At 37.9% G+C, this 21,671-nt stretch carries 22 protein-coding genes and 1 other annotated feature; of the genes, 21 read left to right on the plus strand and 1 reads right to left on the minus strand.

Translation table 11 applies throughout. The features are described from left to right. The first annotated feature begins 91 nt into the window (after nt 1-91). The 20 genes from J7E63_RS19335 to J7E63_RS19430 all read left to right on the plus strand — a co-directional run bounded on the left by J7E63_RS19335 (nt 92) and on the right by J7E63_RS19430 (nt 19,937). Nucleotides 92-727, plus strand: a complete 636-nt coding sequence (locus J7E63_RS19335) for an NfeD family protein (RefSeq protein WP_215015300.1) — start codon at nt 92-94, stop codon at nt 725-727. 17 nt (nt 728-744) lie between these two features. Beyond that, a complete protein-coding gene (gene floA, locus J7E63_RS19340; protein WP_168245118.1) occupies nt 745-1,737 on the plus strand; it encodes a flotillin-like protein FloA in 993 nt (330 codons plus the stop codon). 34 nt (nt 1,738-1,771) lie between these two features. Beyond that, nucleotides 1,772-2,218 carry a hypothetical protein gene (locus J7E63_RS19345; protein WP_215015302.1) on the plus strand — a complete coding sequence of 149 codons (447 nt, stop codon included), beginning with the start codon at nt 1,772-1,774 and terminating at the stop codon, nt 2,216-2,218. 87 nt (nt 2,219-2,305) lie between these two features. Next, complete coding sequence (yqfC, locus tag J7E63_RS19350) at nt 2,306-2,608, plus strand: sporulation protein YqfC (RefSeq protein ID WP_168245116.1); 303 nt, start codon at nt 2,306-2,308, stop codon at nt 2,606-2,608. Then, nucleotides 2,605-3,798, plus strand: a complete 1,194-nt coding sequence (gene yqfD / locus J7E63_RS19355) for a sporulation protein YqfD (protein WP_215015304.1) — start codon at nt 2,605-2,607, stop codon at nt 3,796-3,798. The genes yqfC and yqfD overlap by 4 nt, the downstream gene beginning before the upstream one ends. Then, nucleotides 3,795-4,766 (plus strand): PhoH family protein, encoded by a 972-nt coding sequence (locus J7E63_RS19360; protein ID WP_168245114.1) that lies wholly within the window; start codon nt 3,795-3,797, stop codon nt 4,764-4,766. The genes yqfD and J7E63_RS19360 overlap by 4 nt, the downstream gene beginning before the upstream one ends. A 194-nt stretch (nt 4,767-4,960) precedes the next feature. Continuing rightward, nucleotides 4,961-7,132, plus strand: a complete 2,172-nt coding sequence (locus J7E63_RS19365) for an HD family phosphohydrolase (RefSeq protein WP_215015306.1) — start codon at nt 4,961-4,963, stop codon at nt 7,130-7,132. Continuing rightward, nucleotides 7,129-7,599 carry an rRNA maturation RNase YbeY gene (gene ybeY, locus J7E63_RS19370; RefSeq protein ID WP_088089019.1) on the plus strand — a complete coding sequence of 157 codons (471 nt, stop codon included), beginning with the start codon at nt 7,129-7,131 and terminating at the stop codon, nt 7,597-7,599. Before J7E63_RS19365 ends, ybeY begins: the two co-directional genes overlap by 4 nt. Continuing rightward, the gene (locus J7E63_RS19375) at nt 7,583-7,960 is read left to right on the plus strand and encodes a diacylglycerol kinase family protein (RefSeq protein WP_215015308.1); all 378 of its coding nucleotides are present in this window, start codon (nt 7,583-7,585) and stop codon (nt 7,958-7,960) included. Before ybeY ends, J7E63_RS19375 begins: the two co-directional genes overlap by 17 nt. A 272-nt stretch (nt 7,961-8,232) precedes the next feature. After that, on the plus strand, nt 8,233-9,156 hold the full coding sequence (era, locus tag J7E63_RS19380; RefSeq protein ID WP_214731518.1) for a GTPase Era: 924 nt from the start codon (nt 8,233-8,235) through the stop codon (nt 9,154-9,156). 191 nt (nt 9,157-9,347) lie between these two features. Further along, nucleotides 9,348-9,491, plus strand: a complete 144-nt coding sequence (locus tag J7E63_RS19385; RefSeq protein ID WP_066257674.1) for a YqzL family protein — start codon at nt 9,348-9,350, stop codon at nt 9,489-9,491. 34 nt (nt 9,492-9,525) lie between these two features. Then, nucleotides 9,526-10,278 (plus strand): DNA repair protein RecO, encoded by a 753-nt coding sequence (gene recO, locus J7E63_RS19390; protein WP_215015310.1) that lies wholly within the window; start codon nt 9,526-9,528, stop codon nt 10,276-10,278. Nucleotides 10,279-10,328: 50 nt separating this feature from the next. Continuing rightward, nucleotides 10,329-10,512 (plus strand) — a binding site (T-box leader). Between the two features lie 64 nt (nt 10,513-10,576). Beyond that, nucleotides 10,577-11,959 (plus strand): glycine--tRNA ligase, encoded by a 1,383-nt coding sequence (locus J7E63_RS19395; protein ID WP_215015312.1) that lies wholly within the window; start codon nt 10,577-10,579, stop codon nt 11,957-11,959. 116 nt (nt 11,960-12,075) lie between these two features. After that, nucleotides 12,076-12,705, plus strand: a complete 630-nt coding sequence (gene ccpN / locus J7E63_RS19400; protein ID WP_179195921.1) for a transcriptional regulator CcpN — start codon at nt 12,076-12,078, stop codon at nt 12,703-12,705. Between the two features lie 37 nt (nt 12,706-12,742). Then, on the plus strand, nt 12,743-13,552 hold the full coding sequence (locus J7E63_RS19405) for a pyruvate, water dikinase regulatory protein (protein WP_215015314.1): 810 nt from the start codon (nt 12,743-12,745) through the stop codon (nt 13,550-13,552). 567 nt (nt 13,553-14,119) lie between these two features. After that, on the plus strand, nt 14,120-15,928 hold the full coding sequence (gene dnaG, locus J7E63_RS19410; RefSeq protein ID WP_215015316.1) for a DNA primase: 1,809 nt from the start codon (nt 14,120-14,122) through the stop codon (nt 15,926-15,928). 41 nt (nt 15,929-15,969) lie between these two features. Continuing rightward, complete coding sequence (rpoD, locus tag J7E63_RS19415) at nt 15,970-17,100, plus strand: RNA polymerase sigma factor RpoD (RefSeq protein ID WP_214731506.1); 1,131 nt, start codon at nt 15,970-15,972, stop codon at nt 17,098-17,100. Nucleotides 17,101-17,674: 574 nt separating this feature from the next. After that, complete coding sequence (gene cccA / locus J7E63_RS19420; RefSeq protein ID WP_215015318.1) at nt 17,675-18,040, plus strand: cytochrome c550; 366 nt, start codon at nt 17,675-17,677, stop codon at nt 18,038-18,040. Nucleotides 18,041-18,115: 75 nt separating this feature from the next. Then, nucleotides 18,116-18,835 (plus strand): tRNA (adenine(22)-N(1))-methyltransferase, encoded by a 720-nt coding sequence (locus tag J7E63_RS19425; protein WP_215015320.1) that lies wholly within the window; start codon nt 18,116-18,118, stop codon nt 18,833-18,835. Beyond that, nucleotides 18,822-19,937 (plus strand): Nif3-like dinuclear metal center hexameric protein, encoded by a 1,116-nt coding sequence (locus J7E63_RS19430; RefSeq protein ID WP_215015322.1) that lies wholly within the window; start codon nt 18,822-18,824, stop codon nt 19,935-19,937. The genes J7E63_RS19425 and J7E63_RS19430 overlap by 14 nt, the downstream gene beginning before the upstream one ends. Nucleotides 19,938-19,979: 42 nt before the next feature. On the opposite strand, the gene J7E63_RS19435 is transcribed toward J7E63_RS19430, so the two are convergent. Continuing rightward, on the minus strand, nt 19,980-20,930 hold the full coding sequence (locus J7E63_RS19435) for a 4-hydroxy-3-methylbut-2-enyl diphosphate reductase (RefSeq protein ID WP_215015324.1): 951 nt from the start codon (nt 20,928-20,930) through the stop codon (nt 19,980-19,982). Between the two features lie 440 nt (nt 20,931-21,370). On the opposite strand from J7E63_RS19435, the gene J7E63_RS19440 reads away from it, so the two are divergent. Further along, nucleotides 21,371-21,671 (plus strand): transposase (locus J7E63_RS19440; RefSeq protein ID WP_215015326.1); only part of this gene is annotated, 301 nt, incomplete at its 3' end.

The raw sequence follows: 21,671 nt of genomic DNA on the forward strand, positions 1-21,671 counted from the left end.
GAAATCAGTTTCTTACTCTACTAATGAAACTTAATTGACTTTCAAACGTAATATTAATTGTCGAAGCTAAAGAAAGAAAGGGGGCCTTCGAATGATTGAATTTCTTACTGACCCGATTGTTGTAACCGTTCTATTATCGATTGCGGGAATCGGAATTGTATTAGAGCTTTTTTCATCCAAATTTGGTGTGGCAGGATTTATTGGTGTGTTTGCGCTCATTTTATTCTTTTATGGGCATTTTCAAGCAGGACTTGCAGGTTATGGTACTTTACTATTATTTGTGGCAGGATTACTGCTGATTTTCTTGGAGTTCTTTTTACCTGGAGCTATTTCTGGCACACTTGGTGTTGCCGCTTTAATTTTAAGTCTTTTTTTAGCAGGAGCGGACACCATTCAAATCGGGGTATCTATCTTAATTGCGATTTTCTTATCTGTCCTAGTTTTCTTTATGATGATTAAGATTTTTGATAAAAAGCTTGTTTTATTTAATAAAATGGTTCTTTTTGATTCAGCCAGAAAAGAAGATGGATATGTTTCTAATATTAATCGTACCGATCTGTTGGGAATGGAAGGGATTGCCTTAACCATTTTACGCCCAGCAGGAACCGTTATTATTAACAACGAAAGAATTGATGCAGTAACCGAAGGCGGCTTTATCGATCAGAATGCAATTGTTAAAGTCATTAAGGTTGAAGGAGCGCGTATTGTTGTAAGAGAATTAGAATAAAAGAAGGGGGTTAAAAAATGATTGTAGGCAGTGGAACGATTTTTATCATTGCAGTTGTCGTTGTTGCTTTAATCTTATTTGGGATCTTATTATCCTTTGTACCAGTCATGCTCTGGATCTCTGCGCTTGCGGCAGGAGTCCGTATTAGTATATTTACCCTAGTTGGGATGAGGCTAAGAAGGGTAACGCCAAGCAGAGTGGTTAATCCACTCATAAAGGCCCATAAAGCTGGTTTAAACGTTACCACCAATCAACTGGAAAGCCATTATCTTGCCGGCGGGAATGTTGACAGAGTAGTCAATGCTCTAATTGCTGCACATCGGGCAAATATTGAATTATCGTTTGAACGCTGCGCTGCCATTGACCTAGCAGGGCGTGATGTTTTAGAGGCGGTACAAATGAGTGTTAATCCGAAAGTAATTGAAACTCCATTTATTGCCGGGGTTGCTATGAATGGTATCGAAGTAAAGGCTAAAGCGAGAATTACCGTTCGAGCTAACATTGAGCGTCTTGTCGGTGGTGCTGGGGAAGAAACCGTGGTTGCTCGTGTCGGTGAAGGGGTTGTTTCCACTATCGGTTCATCGGATAGTCATAGCAAGGTGCTCGAGAATCCAGATTTAATCTCGCAAACGGTTCTTTCGAAAGGACTAGATGCCGGAACAGCTTTTGAAATCCTATCGATTGATATCGCTGATGTGGATATCGGTAAAAACATTGGGGCTGAACTACAAACCGAACAAGCTGAAGCGGATAAGAAAATTGCCCAGGCGAAAGCTGAAGAGCGCAGGGCAATGGCTGTGGCGTTAGAACAAGAAATGAAAGCTAAGGTCCAGGAAATGAGGGCAAAGGTCGTGGAAGCGGAAGCAGAGGTTCCTCTTGCAATGGCTCAAGCGCTCAAATCAGGAAATATTGGTGTAATGGATTATATGAACTTTAAAAATATTTCAGCAGATACTGAAATGAGAGGCTCAATTGGTAAGATAACGGGAGACAAAAAAGACGGACAATAAAGCCCGCGTTGGGATAATAAAGGGGTGGTGATTTTTGGAAACCTTAGTATTTTTGATTGTCATGGGTATTGTCTCTGTTATTTTCCGTAAGGCAAAAGGTAAGACAGGTCAATCTCGCAATAGAACATTTTCAAGGGATACTTTTGAAGAAATTCGGACACTAGTTAAAAAGCAACTCAATTATGATGAAATTCCAACAACCAGCACTTTAAAATCAAAGAATATACAATCGGAACCACTGGATCATCTCGAAAAGCTCGAAAATAAATACCATCAGTTGAAACAAGAGTCTGAGGTTAAACGGATTGGAATGTCAGTAGCCCAGCCAAAGGTCGAGAAAGTAGAAGTTAAATCCGGGCAAGAGGAAGGTAGCATCATTTCTCTTTATCCAGATGAAAAAACGCTCATTAATGGTATGGTTTGGTCAGAAATTCTTGGTGAGCCGCGTTCCAAAAAGCCCTTTTTCCCAAGAAAAGGTTAGTTGTAAATCAACATAGCTAAATAGAAAAAGGTGTGCTAGAACCTCCTTTCATTTCATAAATATGAGATGAAAGGGGGTTCTTTTTTTATGGCGAAAAAATGGGGCCAACGGGTCCGTAACTGGATGGCTGAAAAAATGGATCTTCCTCAAGATGTCATGATGGATTTACCCCGCATTACGATGGTTGGGCAAATTCATATATATATTGAGAACCATCGCGGCTTGCTTGTGTTTACTGATAAAGAACTCCGTCTTCTATTAAAGCAAGGGCAGTTATTAATAAAAGGTAAATATTTTGTTATTAAAACGATTTTACCTGAAGAAATTTTGCTCGAAGGGAAAATTGAACAGGTCATTTATATAACTGATAATCCGGGAGGAACAAAATGAATAACCAGTGGGTCGAATTTTTATATGGCAGGGTTACTGTTAAAGTATCAGGAAAGGGTATTGAACGCTTTTTAAATGTCCTTACCAGGAATGGTCTTCATATTTGGCATGTCAAACGGCATGGAACAGAAACAATTACCTTTAAGATGAGACTTAGAGATGCCAAGAACATCAGACACTATGCAAGGAAAAGTGACTGCTCCATTTCCTTCCTGCGAAGGAGCGGAGTGCCTTTTTTAATTAAGAGAGTGCTTAAAAATAGTGGCTTTTTAGCGGGGGCAGGAATTTTCTTGCTTATCTTAATGGTTTTATCCAATGTTATTTGGGGGATTGAAATAAAAGGGGCAAAACCAGCGACAGAATATCAAATTCGTAAAGAATTGGACAAGATGGGTGTTAAGATTGGAAAGTTGCAATTATTTGTAGATAATGTGGAAGGTATTCAAAGGCAACTGACAAATAATGTTGGGGATCTAACATGGGTTGGAGTGGAATTAAAAGGGACAACCTTCCACCTTCAAGTTGTCGAGAAAAATGAGCCAAAAAAGCCAGAGCAATTATCACCGAGGAACCTTATCGCAAAAAAGAAAGCGATAATCGTAAATATGTATATTGAAAATGGTCAAAAAATGGTAGAAATTAATGATCATGTGGTGCCGGGGCAATTACTCGTTTCAGGTGAATTTGGGCAAGAAGGTACTCCGGAATTGGTTGCGGCCAAAGGAGAGGTTTGGGGTGAAACTTGGTATAAAAGTCATGTGGAGCTCCCGTTAGTAACCAACTTTAAAGTATATAATGGCAAAGAAAAGGAAAAGCATTTTATTTTACTGGGGGATTTCGAACTCCCTGTTTGGGGCTTTGGTAAGCCTGAATTCTTGAAATATGAAACCGAAATGAATGTTCATAAAATTCATTTCCTAAAGTGGGAATTGCCAATTTCTTATCTCAACAAAACCCTTCGCGAGCGGGAAGAAGTTCAGCGTACCTACTCAAATAAAGAGGCCCAACAAATTGCAATTGAGCTGGCAAAAAAACAAATAAAAGGTCGGTTAGATGAAGATGCTATGATAAAAGATGAAAAAATTTTACACAAAGCAATTAAAAATGGTAAAGTTATACTGGATATTCATTTTAAGGTAATTGAAAATATTGCAGTCGGACAACCGATTTCCAAGGAGACTAGTGAATGACAGAAAAGTTAACTACCATAAATGTACAACTTGAAAATCCTGCAGAAGCAATTAGTTTGCTAGGGAATTCTGATACCAATTTAAAAATTATTGAACAAGAGCTTGATGTTACCATCATTACTCGGGGTGAAGGTGTCAGTTTATCCGGTGATGAGGAAAATGTAAATCTGGCCGGACAAATATTAAATAAATTAATGATTGTGATTCGAAAGGGAATTAATATTAGTCAAAGAGACGTCCTATACGCGGTCCAAATGGCGAACGCAGGGACACTTGAATATTTTGTAAATTTATATGAAGAAGAAATTGGCAAAAATGTTAAAGGTAAAACCATTCGGATTAAAACGCTTGGACAAAGAGAATATGTAACAGCAATTAAAAAAACAGATCTTGTATTTGGGATTGGCCCTGCCGGAACCGGGAAAACATATCTTGCTGTCGTCATGGCCGTGGGCGCACTCAAAAATGGGCAAGTGAATAAAATACTTTTAACAAGGCCTGCTGTTGAGGCAGGCGAGAGTCTTGGGTTTCTTCCAGGTGATTTAAAAGAAAAGGTAGACCCATATCTGCGGCCACTATATGATGCTCTCCATGATGTGCTTGGGGCTGAACATACGCAAAGGTTAATTGAACGAGGAACCATTGAAATTGCTCCGCTCGCCTATATGAGAGGTCGAACATTAGATGATGCTTTTGTTATACTGGATGAGGCCCAAAACACAACCCATGCACAAATGAAAATGTTTTTGACAAGACTTGGCTTTGGGTCAAAAATGGTCATTACGGGTGATCAAACACAGATTGATTTGCCAAAAGGTGCAAAATCAGGCTTAATTGCAGCCGAAGGAATTTTAAAAAATGTAAAGGGCATTTCCTTTGTCTTTTTAGAAACAACTGACGTGGTTCGTCATCCGCTTGTTGGCAGAATTATTGAGGCATACGAGAACAAAGCGAATCAAGAGGGGTAAACCTATTTGTGGTTTACCTCTTTTTGCTATGGAAAAGTGAACTTCAAACTAATCTTCTTCCAAAGAAGGTGAAACTTCTTCGAAAAACTGTTATCATTTTACATAAAGCAGGAACAGTGAAAATATGACAATTTTTGAGAAATGATTTTTTTAATATAAAATCATTTTCATGGGCCGTGGTTGGAGGGATTTAGTTGGATAAACTACAGCAATACTTCATACGGATACGCAAACTGCTAGATATCACTTTTTTTCTAGTTCTCTTTTTTATCATGTTAGGTACCGTATTATTTGCAGCGATGTATAGTAATGTAAAACCTGAAAAGTTGGATTTAAGCCTGTTTTCAGTAGCAGAAAAAACTATCCGTTCCCCTGGAACAGTGGAGGATAAGAAAAGTACTGAAAATAAGCGTAGGGATGCTCTTGACCAAGTACAGGATGTATATGCCTTGAAAAAAGAGTATACGCAAAATCGGGTCGATTTAATTAGCTCCATTTTTCAAGCAGTTACAGAAGTGAATGATGAAATAAATGCAGAAATTAAGAAGTTTGAAGAACTGGCCCCAGAAGAAAAACCAGCAAAAACGGAACCTAGTGATTCTGAAAAAATGATCAGGTTAAAGGCAAAATTAACATCGAATGTATCAAAGGGGCTTTCTGACCAGGTTTTTACGGCCTTAGTCCAAGCTAGTAATGATGAATTATCGATCGCGAAGGATTTAACTGTTACTGCGATTAACAATGTTATGGCCCAACGGATTTCTGCTGATGAAGTAGAGAATGCCAAGAAAAGAGTGGAGGAAGAATTAAAATATACAACATTAAATGATAATTTAAGAAATGGTGTCATTGAACTGGGCAGGTATGCTGTAATTCAAAATGAATTTTATGATCCCAATGCAACAGAAGAGCTGCGACAGCAAGCGGTAGAAAGTGTGGAGCCTGCCAAAATTCTTCAGGGTCAAATTATTGTTGAAGAAGGAGAATTAATCAACCAGGATATTTATAGACAGTTAAAATTAGTCGGCCTTCTTGATAATGAGAGATCCTTTAAGCCTTTTATTGGATTAATGGTATTGATAACCATTATTCTGTCTTCAATCTATTTTTATTTTTACCAAATAAAATCAATTCCAGGAAAAAGACAGACAGACTTGTTGTTGTATGGGATTGTTTTCATACTTTCAATCTTTATTATGAAAATAATCAGCATGCTGCAAATTTTTAATTTTGCTGGAATTGGCTATCTTTTCCCTGCAGCTTTAGGGGGAATGTTAATTAAGATCTTGATTGATGAAAAGCTTGCCATTCTTATGTCGATTATTATGGCGGTATGCGGAAGTATTTTATTTAACGAGGGAATTACAGGGACACTAAATTTTTCAGAGGGGATTTACATCCTATTCAGTGCCTTAGCAGGAATTTTGTTTCTCAGTAACCAAAACCAGCGTTCAAAAATCTTGCAGGCTGGCTCGTTTGCGGCAATCGTAAATATTTTGTCTATTTTAGCGTTAATGTTTCTTCCAAATGGCCAATTTTCTGGTATGGAGTATGGATATTATATAACCACTGCTCTTGTTTCAGGTATAGGTTCTGCTGTGTTAACGATTGGATTATTGCCTTTTTTTGAGGCGAGTTTTGGTATTCTGTCGACGATGAGGCTGATTGAACTATCCAATCCAAACCATCCACTATTAAGAAAAATATTGATGGAAGCACCAGGTACATATCACCATAGTGTGATGGTTGCTAATTTAGCGGAATCTGCATGTGAAGCAATCGGTGCAAATGGACTATTAGCAAGAGTGGGCAGCTATTACCATGATATTGGAAAAACACGACGTCCGAATTTTTATATCGAGAATCAGATGCATCTAGAAAATCCTCATGATCGTCTGCCGCCAGATAAAAGTGCAAACATTATTATTGCCCATGTAACAGATGGCTCTAATATTTTAAAGAAGTACCATATGCCAAAAGAAATTATCGATATCGCTGAACAGCATCACGGGACAACCTTGCTAAAATTCTTTTATCATAAGGCAACCCAAGGTGAAACTGAAGTAAAGGAAGAGGATTATCGCTATCCTGGTCCAAAGGCAAAAACAAAAGAGTCTGCGGTGGTTGGTATTGCAGATAGTGTCGAGGCGGCAGTCCGCTCATTATCCCAGCCTACGCCAGAATTAATAGAATCACTGGTTAAAAAAATCGTTGCTGATCGTCTTCAAGATGGGCAATTAAATGAATGTGATATCACAATGAGAGAAATAGAAACCGTATCTGAAGCTTTATGTGAGACCTTAAAGGGGATTTTTCACTCCAGAATTGAATATCCAGAAATGATAAAGAAGGTGAAGCAAGCATGACATTACTAATTGATTGTATCGACGAAACGGAAAAACTGACAGAAGAACAAATGCTTGAAATCGAAAGGATCCTTACCTTTGCGGCTAGAAAACAAGATGTTGAAGAGCATAGCGAAGTTTCAGTAACATTTGTTTCAAATGATAGAATACAGGAGATCAACAGGGAATACCGCGATAAAGACAAGCCTACGGATGTTATTTCGTTTGCAATGGAAGAGCTTGGGGAAGGTGAGGTGGAGCTGGTAGGGGTTGATATGCCTCGTGTCTTGGGGGATATTATTATCTCTATACCAAAAGCAATCGAGCAAGCAGAAGAATATGGACATTCTTTTATACGTGAGCTTGGTTTTCTAGCTGTACATGGTTTCCTTCATCTCCTTGGTTATGATCATATGACCGATGAAGAGGAAAAAGAAATGTTCACATTGCAAAAGGAAATATTAGACGAGTATGGACTCAAACGATAAACGACCACAGCAGTCATGGTTGGGTACATTTTCAAATGCAATCGCCGGGATTGTAGTGGCCCTGAAGTCAGAGAAAAATATGCGGTTCCATTTCTTTTGCTCCATTCTTGTTGTACTCGTCTCTTATTATATTTCCATTACAAAGACTGAATGGATAATCATCCTGTTTGCTATTGCGGGAATGTTTGCATTGGAATTAGTCAATACCGCAATCGAACGAGTTGTCGATCTAGTTACACAAGAGTATCATCCATTAGCAAAACAAGCGAAGGATATGGCAGCAGGAGCGGTGTTAGTTTATGCCGTCCTATCGGTTGTAATTAGTCTATTAATATTTTTACCCTACATACAAAAGCTTTAAAAAATTAAGCTGAATAGAGTTTATTTACCATCATTTGAAATGGGATACTGGATTAGGTAAAATAACTTATCAGCAAAATTATTAAGACTTGCTGATTTGTGAGAAAATTCTAATTTTTATAAATTTTTTACTTCAACCTAATGATTTTCAATCAATTTTGAGGTAAAATAAAGAAACAGCAGATTCCTGCTGGAAGGGAAGAACACTAGTGAACATCGATCAACTAATTAAAAAAACAAAAAAGGCAAGTTCCTTCATACAGGAGGATCTATATGCTGAATAATGACAACGGAAGCAAAGGATATAAGTCAGGTTTTATTTCGATTATTGGCCGGCCAAATGTAGGTAAATCCACGTTTCTTAATCGCGTGATTGGCCAAAAAATTGCCATAATGAGTGATAAAGCACAAACAACTCGTAACAAAATCCAAGGTGTGTTAACAGTAAATGATGCCCAAATGATTTTTATAGATACACCAGGTATCCATAAACCCAAGCACAAATTAGGCGATTTTATGATGAAGGTTGCTGTAAATACGCTAAAAGAAGTTGATTTGATTTTATTTATGGTAAATGCTGAAGAAGGATTTGGACGTGGTGAAGAATTTATTCTTGAAAAATTCCAAACAGTTAATACGCCAATCTTTCTTGTAATTAATAAAATTGATCAAGTCCATCCTGATAAATTATTGCCGATTATTGAATCATATAAAGAAAAATACCCTTTTAAAGAAATTGTCCCAATATCTGCGCTTGAAGGAAACAATGTGGAGCCATTGTTAGGACAGATTAAGTCCTTCTTGCCGGAGGGACCACAATACTATCCAGCAGACCAGGTCACAGATCACCCAGAACGGTTTATTATTACCGAGTTAATAAGGGAAAAAGCACTCCACTTAACACGAGAGGAAATTCCCCACTCTTTAGCTGTGGTTCTTGACAAAATGGAGCGGAGAGAGGGTAAAGAAATTATTGATGTCATGGCAACCGTCATTGTCGAACGTGATTCACAAAAAGGAATTATTATTGGTAAGCAAGGCAGCATGTTAAAAGAAATAGGCAAGCGTGCACGAGTTGATATTGAAAATCTTCTAGGGTCAAAAGTATATTTAGAGCTATGGGTAAAAGTTCAAAAAGATTGGCGCAATAAGATGTCCCAGCTGCGAGATTATGGCTTCAATGAGGATGAATATTGATTAATAATGGCCGACCAAGGCGTTTCCGCTTTTCTAATAACCCTAACTAAAATATTACCGATTATTTCAAATTATGCATGGACAACATTAACAAATATTTCGTCTTATGATTTTTGCGCTGGCAGGCTATGATAATTGTAAGGTTTGGGACCGAATGAAAGCTAGTCTAAATATGAAAGGTGGGGTTTTCGATGATGGATTTTACGTGGAAAGTATTCCTCCAAACAGGTAATATTGACACATATCTTCTCATTAAAGAACTTGAGAAGGAAAACCAAGAAATACCCGGAAATCTGAATGATGAGCTAGCACAAATCGATTTTCCCGTTTCATAAGTTTGTCTTCGTGCTACTTTAGAAGGTGACAATAATGCTTCAGAAGTGTGAAGGCATCGTTATTAGAGCAACAGATTATGGTGAAACAAATAAAATAGTGACAATATATACAAGGGAATGGGGAAAGATTGGTGTGATGGCGCGTGGTGCAAAAAAGCCAAACAGCCGCCTTTCCTCCATTACACAACTTTTTACACATGGTTATTTTCTAATTACTAGAGGATCTGGTTTAGGAAGCATGCAGCAGGGTGAAACGGCTACATCCTTAAGATCGATTGGTGAAGACATTTTTTTAACTGCCTATGCTAGTTATATTGTCGAGTTAACCGATAAATGCACGGAAGAAAAAAAACCAAACCCTTTTCATTATGAATTGCTCTATCAAACATTGAATTATTTGAATGAGGGCTATGACCCGGATATTCTCATGAATATTTATGAGATGAAAATGTTAAATGTGTTGGGATTAAACCCAATCTTAAATCAATGTTCCGTTTGCGGCAGTACAGACGGACATTTTTCTTTTTCCATTCGTGAAGGTGGGCTTATCTGTCATCGTTGTCTAGATAAAGATCCGTACCATTTCAAATTAACACCGAGTACGATTAAATTATTAAGGCTATTTTATTATTTTGATCTTTCAAGGTTAGGAAATATTTCTGTTAAAGAAGAGACTAAGGCTGAACTTAAGAATGTTATTACTTCTTACTATGAAGAGTATTCGGGACTTCATCTCAAAACAAAGAAGTTTCTTAATTCCATGGATAAATTCAGAAATCTCTTATAAGCACCCTGTTGACAATGTTTGGAGTTTTCGTTATTATTTTCATAAATAAAATATTTGCATTGACGGAGAAGAGTACTTAGTCATCTCTATAAAAGCGAACCTAGGGTGGTGGAAGCTAGGGTATAGGGCACTAAGGAAGGCGTTCCTGAGCAATCTTTGTGTTTATTAACACGATTAAAGAGGCTGCTTTTTGCAGCAAATAGGGTGGAACCGCGGGTAACTCTCGTCCCTATGCTTAACAAGCATAGGAACGAGAGTTTTTTTGTTTGTATCAAATTTATTAAAAGGAGCAATTTCAATGAATGTAACAATGGAACAAATCGTCTCACATGCAAAACACAGAGGATTTATTTTTCCAGGTTCAGAGATTTACGGAGGACTTGCAAATACTTGGGATTACGGCCCGCTAGGCGTTGAATTTAAAAACAATATTAAACAGGCATGGTGGAAAAAGTTTGTTCAAGAGTCGCCTTATAATGTTGGCTTAGATGCAAGTATTCTGATGAATCCTCGTACTTGGGAAGCATCAGGGCATATTGGGAACTTTAATGACCCAATGATTGATTGTAAAAATTGTAAAGCACGACATCGCGCGGATAAATTAATTGAAAATGCACTAGATGAAAAAGGCATTGAAATGATTGTCGACGGCTTACCATTTGAAAAAATGGAAGAACTGGTTAAAGAACACAATATCGCATGCCCGGACTGTGGCAGTCATGATTTTACTGGTATCCGTCAGTTCAACTTAATGTTTAAAACCTTCCAAGGGGTAACAGAATCAAGTACGAATGAAATTTTCCTTCGTCCTGAAACGGCCCAAGGTATTTTTGTTAACTTTAAAAATGTTCAGCGTACGATGAGAAAGAAAATGCCGTTTGGAATTGCTCAAATAGGAAAGAGTTTCCGAAATGAAATTACTCCGGGGAATTTTACATTCAGGACAAGAGAGTTTGAACAAATGGAACTTGAATTTTTCTGTAAGCCTGTTGAAGAACTTAAATGGTTTGATTATTGGAAACAATTTGCTGAAGACTGGTTAATGTCCTTAGGTCTTACCAAAGAAAATCTAAGGCTACGAGATCACTCTGAAGATGAACTATCCCATTATAGTAATGCGACTACTGATTTTGAATTTAAGTTCCCGTTTGGCTGGGGGGAACTTTGGGGTGTCGCTTCAAGAACAGATTATGACTTGAAGCAGCATATGGAGTATTCCGGTGAAGATTTCCATTATCTTGACCCTGAAACAAATGAAAAGTATGTCCCATTCTGTATTGAACCTTCCTTAGGAGCGGATCGGGTTACGTTAGCATTCTTGATTGATGCCTATGATGAAGAACAGCTTGAAGATGGTACATCTAGAACGGTCATGCATTTCCACCCTGCTCTAGCCCCATTTAAGGCGGCAGTCCTTCCATTATCGAAGAAGTTGTCTGAAGAAGCACGAGAAGTTTTTGCTGCTTTAGCGAAGCACTTTTCAGTGGATTATGACGAATCAGGTTCCATTGGGAAACGCTATCGCCGTCATGATGAAATTGGTACACCTTTTTGTATCACTTATGATTTTGACTCTAAAGAAGACAATATGGTTACTGTTCGAGACCGTGATACAATGGAACAAAAACGGATCCCAGTAAGTGAACTTGTTAGCTTTTTGCAAGAAAAGATGACGTTTTAATGGAAAACTCGCCAATTGGCGAGTTTTCTTAATACATTCCATAGTATATAATATTCCTAATAAAGTATGACTTTTAGAAGGTTGTGGGTAACCCTTCATGATGTCATACAAAGGTGGTGTGTACAATCGAACTGACCAAACGGCAAGAACATATTTTACAAATTGTAAAAGAAAATGGGCCGATTACCGGAGAGCATATTGCCGATCAATTAAGTTTGACTAGAGCAACATTAAGGCCAGATCTGGCAATTTTAACAATGGCTGGCTTTTTAGATGCAAGACCGCGTGTGGGTTATTTTTATACGGGTAAATCTGGGACACAGCTGCTAACTGAAAATTTACAAAAAATATATGTGAAAGATTATCAATCCATCCCTATTGTGGTGAATGAAAATATTTCTGTATATGATGCGATCTGTACCATGTTCCTTGAAGACGTGGGAACATTATTTGTAGTGGATCAAAATACCATCCTTGTCGGGGTATTGTCCAGAAAAGATTTGCTCAGAGCAAGTATAGGTAAACAAGAGCTTTCCACCATTCCTGTCAATATTATTATGACTAGAATGCCGAATATAACTATGTGTGAACGGGACGATTTATTAATCGATATCGCCAAAAAATTAATTGAAAAACAAATTGATGCCCTGCCAGTGGTTCGAAAATCAGAAAATGGATATGAGGTTATCGGCAGATTAACGAAAACAAACATTACAAAAGCGTTTGTTGGACTGGGTGATGAGTAAGTCACAAGTTAACTTGTAGAGGGGTTGTGTAGGGAGAATGAGTGTACCAATTATTTATGTTGTATCTGATTCAGTGGGGGAAACGGCTGAATTAGTTACCAAAGCAGCAATAAGCCAGTTTAATGGCTCAGGAATGAATTTAAAAAGATTTCCCTATGTAGAGGACCAGGAACATATTGATGAAGTTCTTTCACTTGTTTTACTGGATAAAGCTATGATTGCATTTACGCTTGTCAAACCTGAAATGCGTACATATATCAAGGAGAGAGCGGAACAGAAAGGGATTCTGGCAGTCGATTTAATTGGTCCAATAATGGACAAGATTCAAGCTTTTAGTGGGAAGACACCCTTATGTGAACCAGGACTTGTTCGAAAACTTGATGAGGATTATTTTAAAAAAGTAGAAGCGATTGAATTTGCCGTAAAATATGATGATGGCCGTGACCCAAGAGGAATCCTAAAAGCAGATATTGTTCTAATTGGCGTTTCAAGAACTTCAAAGACACCACTTTCCCAGTACTTAGCCCATAAACGTTTAAAGGTTGCTAATGTCCCGCTGGTACCTGAAGTGGATCCGCCAGAAGAACTATATAGGGTTCCGATCGAGAAATGCTTCGGTTTAAAAATAAGTCCTGAAAAGTTAAATAATATCAGACGAGAACGATTAATTTCCTTAGGATTAAATGATAAGGCAAGTTATGCCAATATTGAACGGATTAAAGCGGAGTTAATCTTTTTTGAAAAAGTAGTGGAGAAAATAAATTGTCCCGTTATTGATGTAACCAATAAAGCGGTTGAAGAAACAGCAAATGTTATCCTAAATTATAATCATAAAGGGAGACCTTAACACATAATCATTTGATTATGTGTTTTCTTCTGATGGAAAGTGGAATAATAATGATAAAAAGTTATGGTAAAATGATAATAAATGTACTATAATAAAAAATTGTGATAAAAATATATCTTTTTAGGTTTAGACTTGCTTGTGAACGAATAAACTATTTATTGTTAGATGTCAAGGGGACCCCCTAAAAAGAATTCGACATAAATCCTTTTACAAAAGTTATTTGTTAAAGAAGGAATATGCGGAGAGATGTAGAATTAATACTAATGTAGAAGGCAATCCGACTATTTATGTCGATGCAGATTCATGCCCACTGGGCAGAGATTGTCGAAATAGGATCCAAGTTTAGCGTCCGTGATCTTTTTGTTGCTTCCTCCGTCTCCATATGAATGAAGAAAAATCTACATAGGAAGAGGAAATATGTTGACGCTGGGAAGGGAGAGGCCCTAAATCTTTCCAAACTGAAGATGGTTCAAAATTTATGACAAAATTAACAAAAATTTTGTCGAAATTTGCAGGAATTTAAGGATTGCCTGCCGAATACCTGATAGTACAAATGGAGTTGTTTTCATGGCAGAGCGTATTGCCGAAGAAAAGATTAATCAAATTCGTCAGGCTGTTGATATTGTCGAAGTAATCAGCGATTATGTTCAACTGAAAAAACAGGGGCGAAATTACTTCGGATTATGTCCATTCCATGGAGAAAGTACCCCATCATTTTCAGTATCAATTGATAAACAAATTTTCCATTGTTTTGGCTGTGGCGCTGGCGGTAATGTTTTTTCTTTTTTAATGGAACTTGAAGGGATTTCATTTCAGGAAGCTGCCATTAAACTAGCTTCGAAGGTAAATATCGACCTTGAAATTAATTTATCTGGGGGACAAGGCGAGAAAAAGGTTTCTCAAGAGCACCAAGCTTTTTTAGGGGCTCATGAGCTGTTACAGAAATTTTACCATCACTTGCTTGTAAATACAAAAGAAGGCGGGCAGGCTTTAGAGTATCTGCTGAGCAGGGGATTTACTCGCGAATCGATTGATAAGTTTCAAATTGGGTATTCCCTAAATTCATGGGATTTTGTTTATAAATTTCTATCTAAAAGAGATTTCCTACCTGAATGGATGGAGAAAGCCGGATTAATTATCAAACGTGAAAGGGATGGGACTTATTTCGATCGATTTAGAGATCGAATAATGTTTCCGATTTTTGACCGAAATGGTAATACGATTGCTTTTTCAGGCAGATCACTCGGGGCCGAAGAGCCCAAATATCTAAATAGTCCTGAAACGCCAATCTTTAATAAAAGTAAAATTTTATATAATTATCATAATGCGAAGCCAAGTTTAAAAAAATTGCAATATGCTGTTTTATTTGAGGGATTTGCCGATGTAATTTCCGCAGATCGCTCGGGTGTGGAAAATGGCATTGCCACAATGGGGACATCCTTGACAGATGAACATATAGCCCTTTTAAGGCAAAGTGTCCAATCCGTAACCATCTGTTACGATTCAGATAAGGCAGGAATTGAAGCTGCTTTTCGAGCGGGGAACCATCTTAACAATGCTGGCTTTCAAATAAAGGTAGCGATGATGCCAGACGGTATGGACCCCGATGAATACATTAAAAAGAACGGTCCTGAGAAATTCCGAAATGAGGTTATCGCGGCCGGCTTAACATGGATGGCGTTTAAATTTCTTTACTTTCGCAGAGGTAAAAATCTTCAGCTAGAAGGAGATAGGCTTGCATATATCGAAGTGATAATTAATGAAATCAGCAATTTGAATAAAGCAGTTGAAAGAGATCATTATTTGCGGCAACTTGCAGCAGAATTTTCACTCTCATTAGATGCATTGAAACAGCAGCAAAAGCAAATTTTCTTCGCTGATAAAAGAAAAACAACCGGAAAAAACCAACCTGTTGATAAACCTATTTTAATTCCTAAGAAAGTAAGTGAACTCAAGCCAGCGCATTACACAGCAGAAAGGCGATTAATCGCTCACATGCTAAAAGATCGAGATGTTGCTTATAAAGTTCAGGATTTATTACAAGGAAACACGTTTAATATTGATGAACATCAGGCAATAATAACCTATCTGTTAGGATTTTATGAGGATCATTTCCAACCTGATTCAAGTGCATTTTTATCCTATATTCAAGATGATAATCTTAGAAGAATGGTTGCTAATATTGAAATGATGTCCATAAATGACGAATTAAGCAATCAAGAATTAACTGATTATATCAAACAGGTGTTGAATTATCAAAAATTGTTAAAGATAAAAGAAAAAGAAGTGGAACAAAAAGAAGCAGAGCGACAAAGTGATCTTGGTAAAGCTGCTGCAATTGCAATGGAAATTATTCAATTGCGTAAATCTCTATAGATTCCATTTTACTGTCTTTGATTCTGGAAGGAGGGGGACATATGGCTGCTGAAAAATCAGCCCGTTCAAAAGAAGTTGAGAATGAATTCACTTTTGAACAAGTGAAAGATCAGTTAACGGTACTGGGTAAAAAAACCGGCGTCCTTGCCTATGATGATATTGCTGAGAAATTGGCTAATTTTGAACTAGATTCACACCAAATGGACGAATTTTACGAGTTCCTCGGTGATCAAGGTATTGAATTAGTTGGTGAAAGTGACGAGGAAGATCCTAATCCTAAGCAATTAGCTAAGGGTGATGATGATGAATTTGATTTAAATGATCTTAGCGTCCCTCCAGGGGTTAAGATTAATGATCCAGTTCGTATGTACTTAAAAGAAATCGGCCGTGTTGATTTGCTTTCTGCTGAAGAGGAAATTAAGCTGGCTAACCGAATTGAAGCAGGCGACGAAGAAGCAAAACGACGTCTAGCTGAAGCAAACCTCCGTCTTGTAGTAAGTATTGCAAAACGCTACGTCGGTCGTGGAATGCTCTTTCTTGATCTTATTCAAGAAGGTAATATGGGTCTAATCAAAGCTGTTGAGAAGTTTGATTATCGAAAAGGCTTTAAATTTAGTACCTATGCAACTTGGTGGATTCGTCAAGCTATTACACGCGCGATTGCAGACCAAGCAAGGACCATTCGGATACCTGTGCATATGGTTGAAACCATTAATAAATTAATTCGTGTTCAGCGTCAATTACTTCAGGATCTTGGCCGTGAACCAACACCAGAAGAAATTGGTGAAGATATGGATCTAACACCTGATAAGGTTAGGGAAATTTTGAAAATTGCCCAAGAGCCTGTATCACTGGAAACACCTATTGGTGAAGAAGATGATTCCCACCTTGGTGATTTTATTGAAGACCAGGATGCAACCTCACCTTCAGAGCATGCTGCCTATGAATTATTAAAAGAGCAACTTGAAGATGTCTTAGATACTTTAACAGACAGGGAAGAAAATGTCCTTCGCCTGCGTTTTGGACTGGATGATGGACGTACTCGTACTCTCGAAGAGGTAGGAAAGGTCTTCGGTGTAACCCGTGAGCGTATCCGTCAAATTGAGGCAAAGGCATTACGGAAATTACGCCATCCTAGTCGCAGCAAACGTTTAAAAGATTTCTTAGAATAAAATATTTCTAATGAATAGTCTACTTCATAACTGAAGTAGGCTTTTTTCTTATGCATCAATTACTGAATACACTAGTTGAAACACTTAAGTAAATGTAAGCACTTTCTCTATTTGAATCCATTTTACTGAATTGTCTCTCATTTTGCAAATAGACTTAAGAAAATTCATGGCCCGCTTTTTATTCTTTATTTTAGGAGATGGGCTTGAATTTATCAAATACAACCGAACGTGTGTTAGAAGATGTCTGAGTACCTGTTGAGAACCTTTTAGGGAAGCTTGGAGAGCCCTTAAACAGTTTTTAATTATGGTTGATGGCTGGACATGTATAAGGATTGCTGCAATGGCCGTAGGGATTGTTCAGGGAGCCTATGATTAATAAAATAAAATAGCAAATTTATAAACAGGCTAAACTAGATATTTTCACTAATTTGGCTTGTTTTCTTTTTTTTATTAAGATTATAGTGATAAAATAAGTTTAGGGCTTTTCCTTCTGTTCATTTTCAAGTAAAATAGTAGTTGTTTGTAGACTTTATTCAATATTTAACAGACGTTCGTACATAAGGGAGGTTATATCATGAAGCGAAATCCGGTTATTCCTTTCGTTCTCATCATGGCATTTGGAATTGTGTTAATTCTAATTTTGTCTTTCAAAGGCCTTGGTGATATGAAAGAAGTTGCTAAGGAAAATGGTGAAGGCAATGAGAAAACAGAGGTTGCCGCATCAAAGCCAGAAGACATTTACAAGCAATCTTGTATTGGCTGTCATGGTGATCAGTATCAAGGGGTAGTAGGACCTACATTAAAAGGTGTGGGCAGCAAGTATTCTAAGGAAGAACTTATGACTTTTGTTACAAAAGGTAAGGGTACAGGCATGCCAGCAGGTCTTGTTAAACCAGAACAGGCTGCTGCAATGGCAGATTGGTTAGCAAACATTAAATAACTAGAAAAGGTCCTTTGCATCTGTAAAGGACTTTTTTTATACTATATAAATTACATATAAAAAGTGGTGGTATGATTGAATACAGATAAATTGTCAGCAAGATTGGCTGCGGTTTCTAACTATGTTCCAAAAGGAGCAAGGCTCGCAGATATTGGCTCAGACCATGCTTATTTACCTTGCTACTTAGCAAAAAATGAGGGATTACCATTTGCCATTGCTGGTGAGGTTGCTAAGGGCCCCTTCCAGTTGGCTGAGAGGAATGTATTAGCAGAAGGGTTAGCGGGGGTTATTTCCGTGCGATTAGGTGATGGTCTGGAAGTTGTTCAACCGGGTGAAGTGGATTGTATTACAATTGCTGGAATGGGAGGTGCTTTAATTGCAAACATTCTAGAAAATGGTAAAGGTAAGCTGACTTCCGTCAAGCGCTTGGTGTTACAACCAAATATTAGCGCGATTTCGATCAGGAAATGGTTTATTGAAAATAACTGGGAACTAATTGACGAAGAAATACTCGAGGAAGATGGAAAAATATACGAGATTTTAATAGGTGAAAAGGGCGATCCTAATAAGCCTTATAAAAAAAATCTTGATATGGGGCTTTTAGTGGGTCCATTCCTTCTACAAAAACAAGATAAAACCTTTAAGAAAAAATGGACAGCAGAAATAAACAATTGGCAGCGTATTTATGAAGCGCTTGAGGGTGCCAGCCAATCTTCTGAAACGAATGAAAAAAAACAAGAGATGATCGCCAAAATTAAGCTGGTAGAGGAGGCTTTAAAGAATGAAAATTCCTAACGGTCACGAAGTTATTCTACTATTTGAACAGTTTTCCCCGAAAGGGTTAGCGATGGAAGGGGATAAGATTGGCTTACAAATAGGACGCTTAAATAAAAAAGTTGAACGAATAATGATTGCCCTTGATGTACTGGAAAATGTAATTGATGAGGCAATTGAAAAAAATGTTCAGCTCATTATTGCCCACCATCCGATTATTTATCGACCCCTTAAGAATTTGCTAACTGACACGGTTCAAGGGAAAATGATCGAAAAAATATTAAAACATGATATTGCTGTTTACGCAGCCCATACGAACCTTGATGTCGCAAAAGGCGGGGTAAATGACCTGCTTGCAACTGCTTTAGAGTTGGAAGATGCAGAGGTACTCGTGCCGACTTTTGATACAAAGCTAAAGAAATTAGTTGTTTTTGTTCCAGTAAGCCATGCAGAAGTTATTAGAAAAGTCCTTGGAAATGCAGGCGCAGGATTTATTGGAAACTACAGCCATTGTTCATTTTCCGCAAATGGGACGGGAAGATTTGTACCTGGTGAAAATACCAATCCATTTGTTGGTGAGGCAGGCAGGTTAGAAGAAGTGGAGGAAGTAAGAATCGAGACCATTATTCCTGAACCACTTCTAAAGAAAACGATTACTGCTATGATCAAAGCGCATCCATATGAAGAGGTGGCCTATGATGTCTACCCGCTTGAGAACAAAGGAGAAGTACTCGGTCTTGGCCGAATCGGAAAAGTCCGTGAAATGACATTAGGAGAATTTGCAGAAAAAGTGAAAATAGCACTTGAAGTTTCAACTGTCCGTGTGGTAGGCGATTTAAGCACTAAAATTAAAAAGGCAGCTGTTTTAGGCGGGGATGGAAATAAATACTTCATGAATGCCAAGTTTCAAGGGGCAGATGTGTATGTTACTGGGGATATTTATTATCACACCGCCCATGATGCAGCAATGCAGGGCTTGAATATGATTGATCCAGGCCATAATGTGGAAAAGGTGATGAAAAAAGGCCTAACTGCAACATTACAAAAGATGTGTCAAGAAACGGGTTATACCGTGGAGATTTTTCCTTCTGAAGTAAATACAGATCCATTCCAATTTGTATAAAAGCAAAGAACCGGTCTCCATCAGACTCGGTTCTTTTTATTACTATTGTGCTTCAGTTTTTTTTACCTTTGGTAATATTCTGCTTAATTGGACCTTTTTTCGGCGTTCCCATGTAGCTTCATTATTTGGGTTAAATTGTTCAAGGAATGTGATTACTTCCTTTGTTATCGGTGTTGGAGTAGAGGCTCCGGATGTTACCGCGACATTTTTGGCATCCTTAATCCACTCTATTTCTAACTCAGTTATATCAGCAATGCGATACGCTTTTGTTCCAGCAATCTCCTCAGAGACCTGTGCAAGGCGATTGGAATTATTACTTTTTGGATCACCAACTACAATCGTCACATCAGCTTCTGTTGCTTGTTCTGCAACTGCTTCTTGGCGAATTTGCGTTGCATGGCAAATTTCATTATAGACTTCCACATTTGGATATTTTTCCTGAACTCTTTTCATCGTATCAGCCACATCCCATTGACTCATCGTTGTTTGATTTGTGACAAGTAACTTGTCACAGTCAATCGTTAATGCTTCTACATCACTTGGAGTTTCAACCAGATGGACCATGTCAGGGGCCACACCAACTGCACCCTCCGGTTCTGGATGGCCTTTTTTTCCAATATAAATTACTTGGTAGCCTTCTTTTGTTTTTTCTTCAATCAAATCATGGGTTCTCGTTACATCAGGACATGTCGCATCTATCGTTACTAGCCCTTTCTGTTTTGCGAGTTCTCTAACTTCTGGAGATATTCCATGAGCAGTAAAGATAACAGTACCTGTTTCCACTTTATCGAGAATATCTTTACGGTTTTTTCCGTCTAGGGTAATAATCCCTTCTTCTTCGAAAGCATCTGTAACATGTTTATTATGAACAATCATCCCTAAAATGTAGATTGGGCGTGGTAATGTTTTATCTAAAGCAGCGTTTCGTGCAATAACCATGGCATCCACGACACCATAGCAGTAACCGCGTGGTGAAATTTTGATAATTTGCATATAAAAAGTCCTCCTAAAAAAGACAGTGTTTAATAGTTTTACGTGTTTATTATATAAAACTAATAGAAATAATACAAAGATACATTTTTCCTAAGCAGTTTTAGGAAGAAAAAGAATGCTGTCTCCAGCATTCAGGTTGTCGAGAAACTTTCGACAGCCTCTTATTTTCTACAATAACTTTAACAATTCACCGCGTTAATCCGTTATAATATTATTAATATGTAAGCTTTGCAACATGTCTGTTGATTTGCGCTCCAGGCACTTCGCTTTCCGCGGGCGTGCCGGGGAGCCTCCTCGGCGCTGAAGCGCCTGCGGGGTCTCCCCTGCCCCGTACTCCCGCAGGAGTCTGCGTGCCTTCCGCGCAAATCAACAGAGCTATAAAATCAATGATGCACTGCTCTTAACACAACCAAACAATAAAAAATTAAGTGGTGAAATCTATGTTTAAACCAAGAGTATCTACCCAAAGTGAATATGAATTTGTTTCTATTGATGAATTGGTTCCTGACAATCACCTTCTTCGTTTAATCGATAAATATATTGATCTTTCATTCCTTCTTGAAAAGGTACGTCCTTATTATAGTGATGATAACGGACGCCCTTCCGATCCCACTATTCTATTTAAAATGATGTTTATTGGATATATTTATGGCATCCGATCCGAGCGACAATTACAAAGAGAAATTGAAATGAATGTTGCCTACCGCTGGTTTTTAGGCCTGAAATTTAAGGATCCTGTTC

The sequence above is a fragment of the Bacillus sp. ISL-75 genome (assembly GCF_018613095.1).

Bases quoted from the DNA above. Each gene is read 5' to 3' on its own strand.
- J7E63_RS19335 (WP_215015300.1), top strand. From the start codon at position 92: ATGATTGAATTTCTTACTGACCCGATTGTTGTAACCGTTCTATTATCG.
- floA (WP_168245118.1), top strand. From the start codon at position 745: ATGATTGTAGGCAGTGGAACGATTTTTATCATTGCAGTTGTCGTTGTT.
- yqfC (WP_168245116.1), top strand. From the start codon at position 2,306: ATGGCGAAAAAATGGGGCCAACGGGTCCGTAACTGGATGGCTGAAAAA.
- yqfD (WP_215015304.1), top strand. From the start codon at position 2,605: ATGAATAACCAGTGGGTCGAATTTTTATATGGCAGGGTTACTGTTAAA.
- J7E63_RS19360 (WP_168245114.1), top strand. From the start codon at position 3,795: ATGACAGAAAAGTTAACTACCATAAATGTACAACTTGAAAATCCTGCA.
- ybeY (WP_088089019.1), top strand. From the start codon at position 7,129: ATGACATTACTAATTGATTGTATCGACGAAACGGAAAAACTGACAGAA.
- J7E63_RS19375 (WP_215015308.1), top strand. From the start codon at position 7,583: ATGGACTCAAACGATAAACGACCACAGCAGTCATGGTTGGGTACATTT.
- era (WP_214731518.1), top strand. From the start codon at position 8,233: ATGCTGAATAATGACAACGGAAGCAAAGGATATAAGTCAGGTTTTATT.
- J7E63_RS19385 (WP_066257674.1), top strand. From the start codon at position 9,348: ATGATGGATTTTACGTGGAAAGTATTCCTCCAAACAGGTAATATTGAC.
- recO (WP_215015310.1), top strand. From the start codon at position 9,526: ATGCTTCAGAAGTGTGAAGGCATCGTTATTAGAGCAACAGATTATGGT.
- J7E63_RS19395 (WP_215015312.1), top strand. From the start codon at position 10,577: ATGAATGTAACAATGGAACAAATCGTCTCACATGCAAAACACAGAGGA.
- J7E63_RS19405 (WP_215015314.1), top strand. From the start codon at position 12,743: ATGAGTGTACCAATTATTTATGTTGTATCTGATTCAGTGGGGGAAACG.
- dnaG (WP_215015316.1), top strand. From the start codon at position 14,120: ATGGCAGAGCGTATTGCCGAAGAAAAGATTAATCAAATTCGTCAGGCT.
- rpoD (WP_214731506.1), top strand. From the start codon at position 15,970: ATGGCTGCTGAAAAATCAGCCCGTTCAAAAGAAGTTGAGAATGAATTC.
- cccA (WP_215015318.1), top strand. From the start codon at position 17,675: ATGAAGCGAAATCCGGTTATTCCTTTCGTTCTCATCATGGCATTTGGA.
- J7E63_RS19430 (WP_215015322.1), top strand. From the start codon at position 18,822: ATGAAAATTCCTAACGGTCACGAAGTTATTCTACTATTTGAACAGTTT.
- J7E63_RS19435 (WP_215015324.1), bottom strand. From the start codon at position 20,930: ATGCAAATTATCAAAATTTCACCACGCGGTTACTGCTATGGTGTCGTG.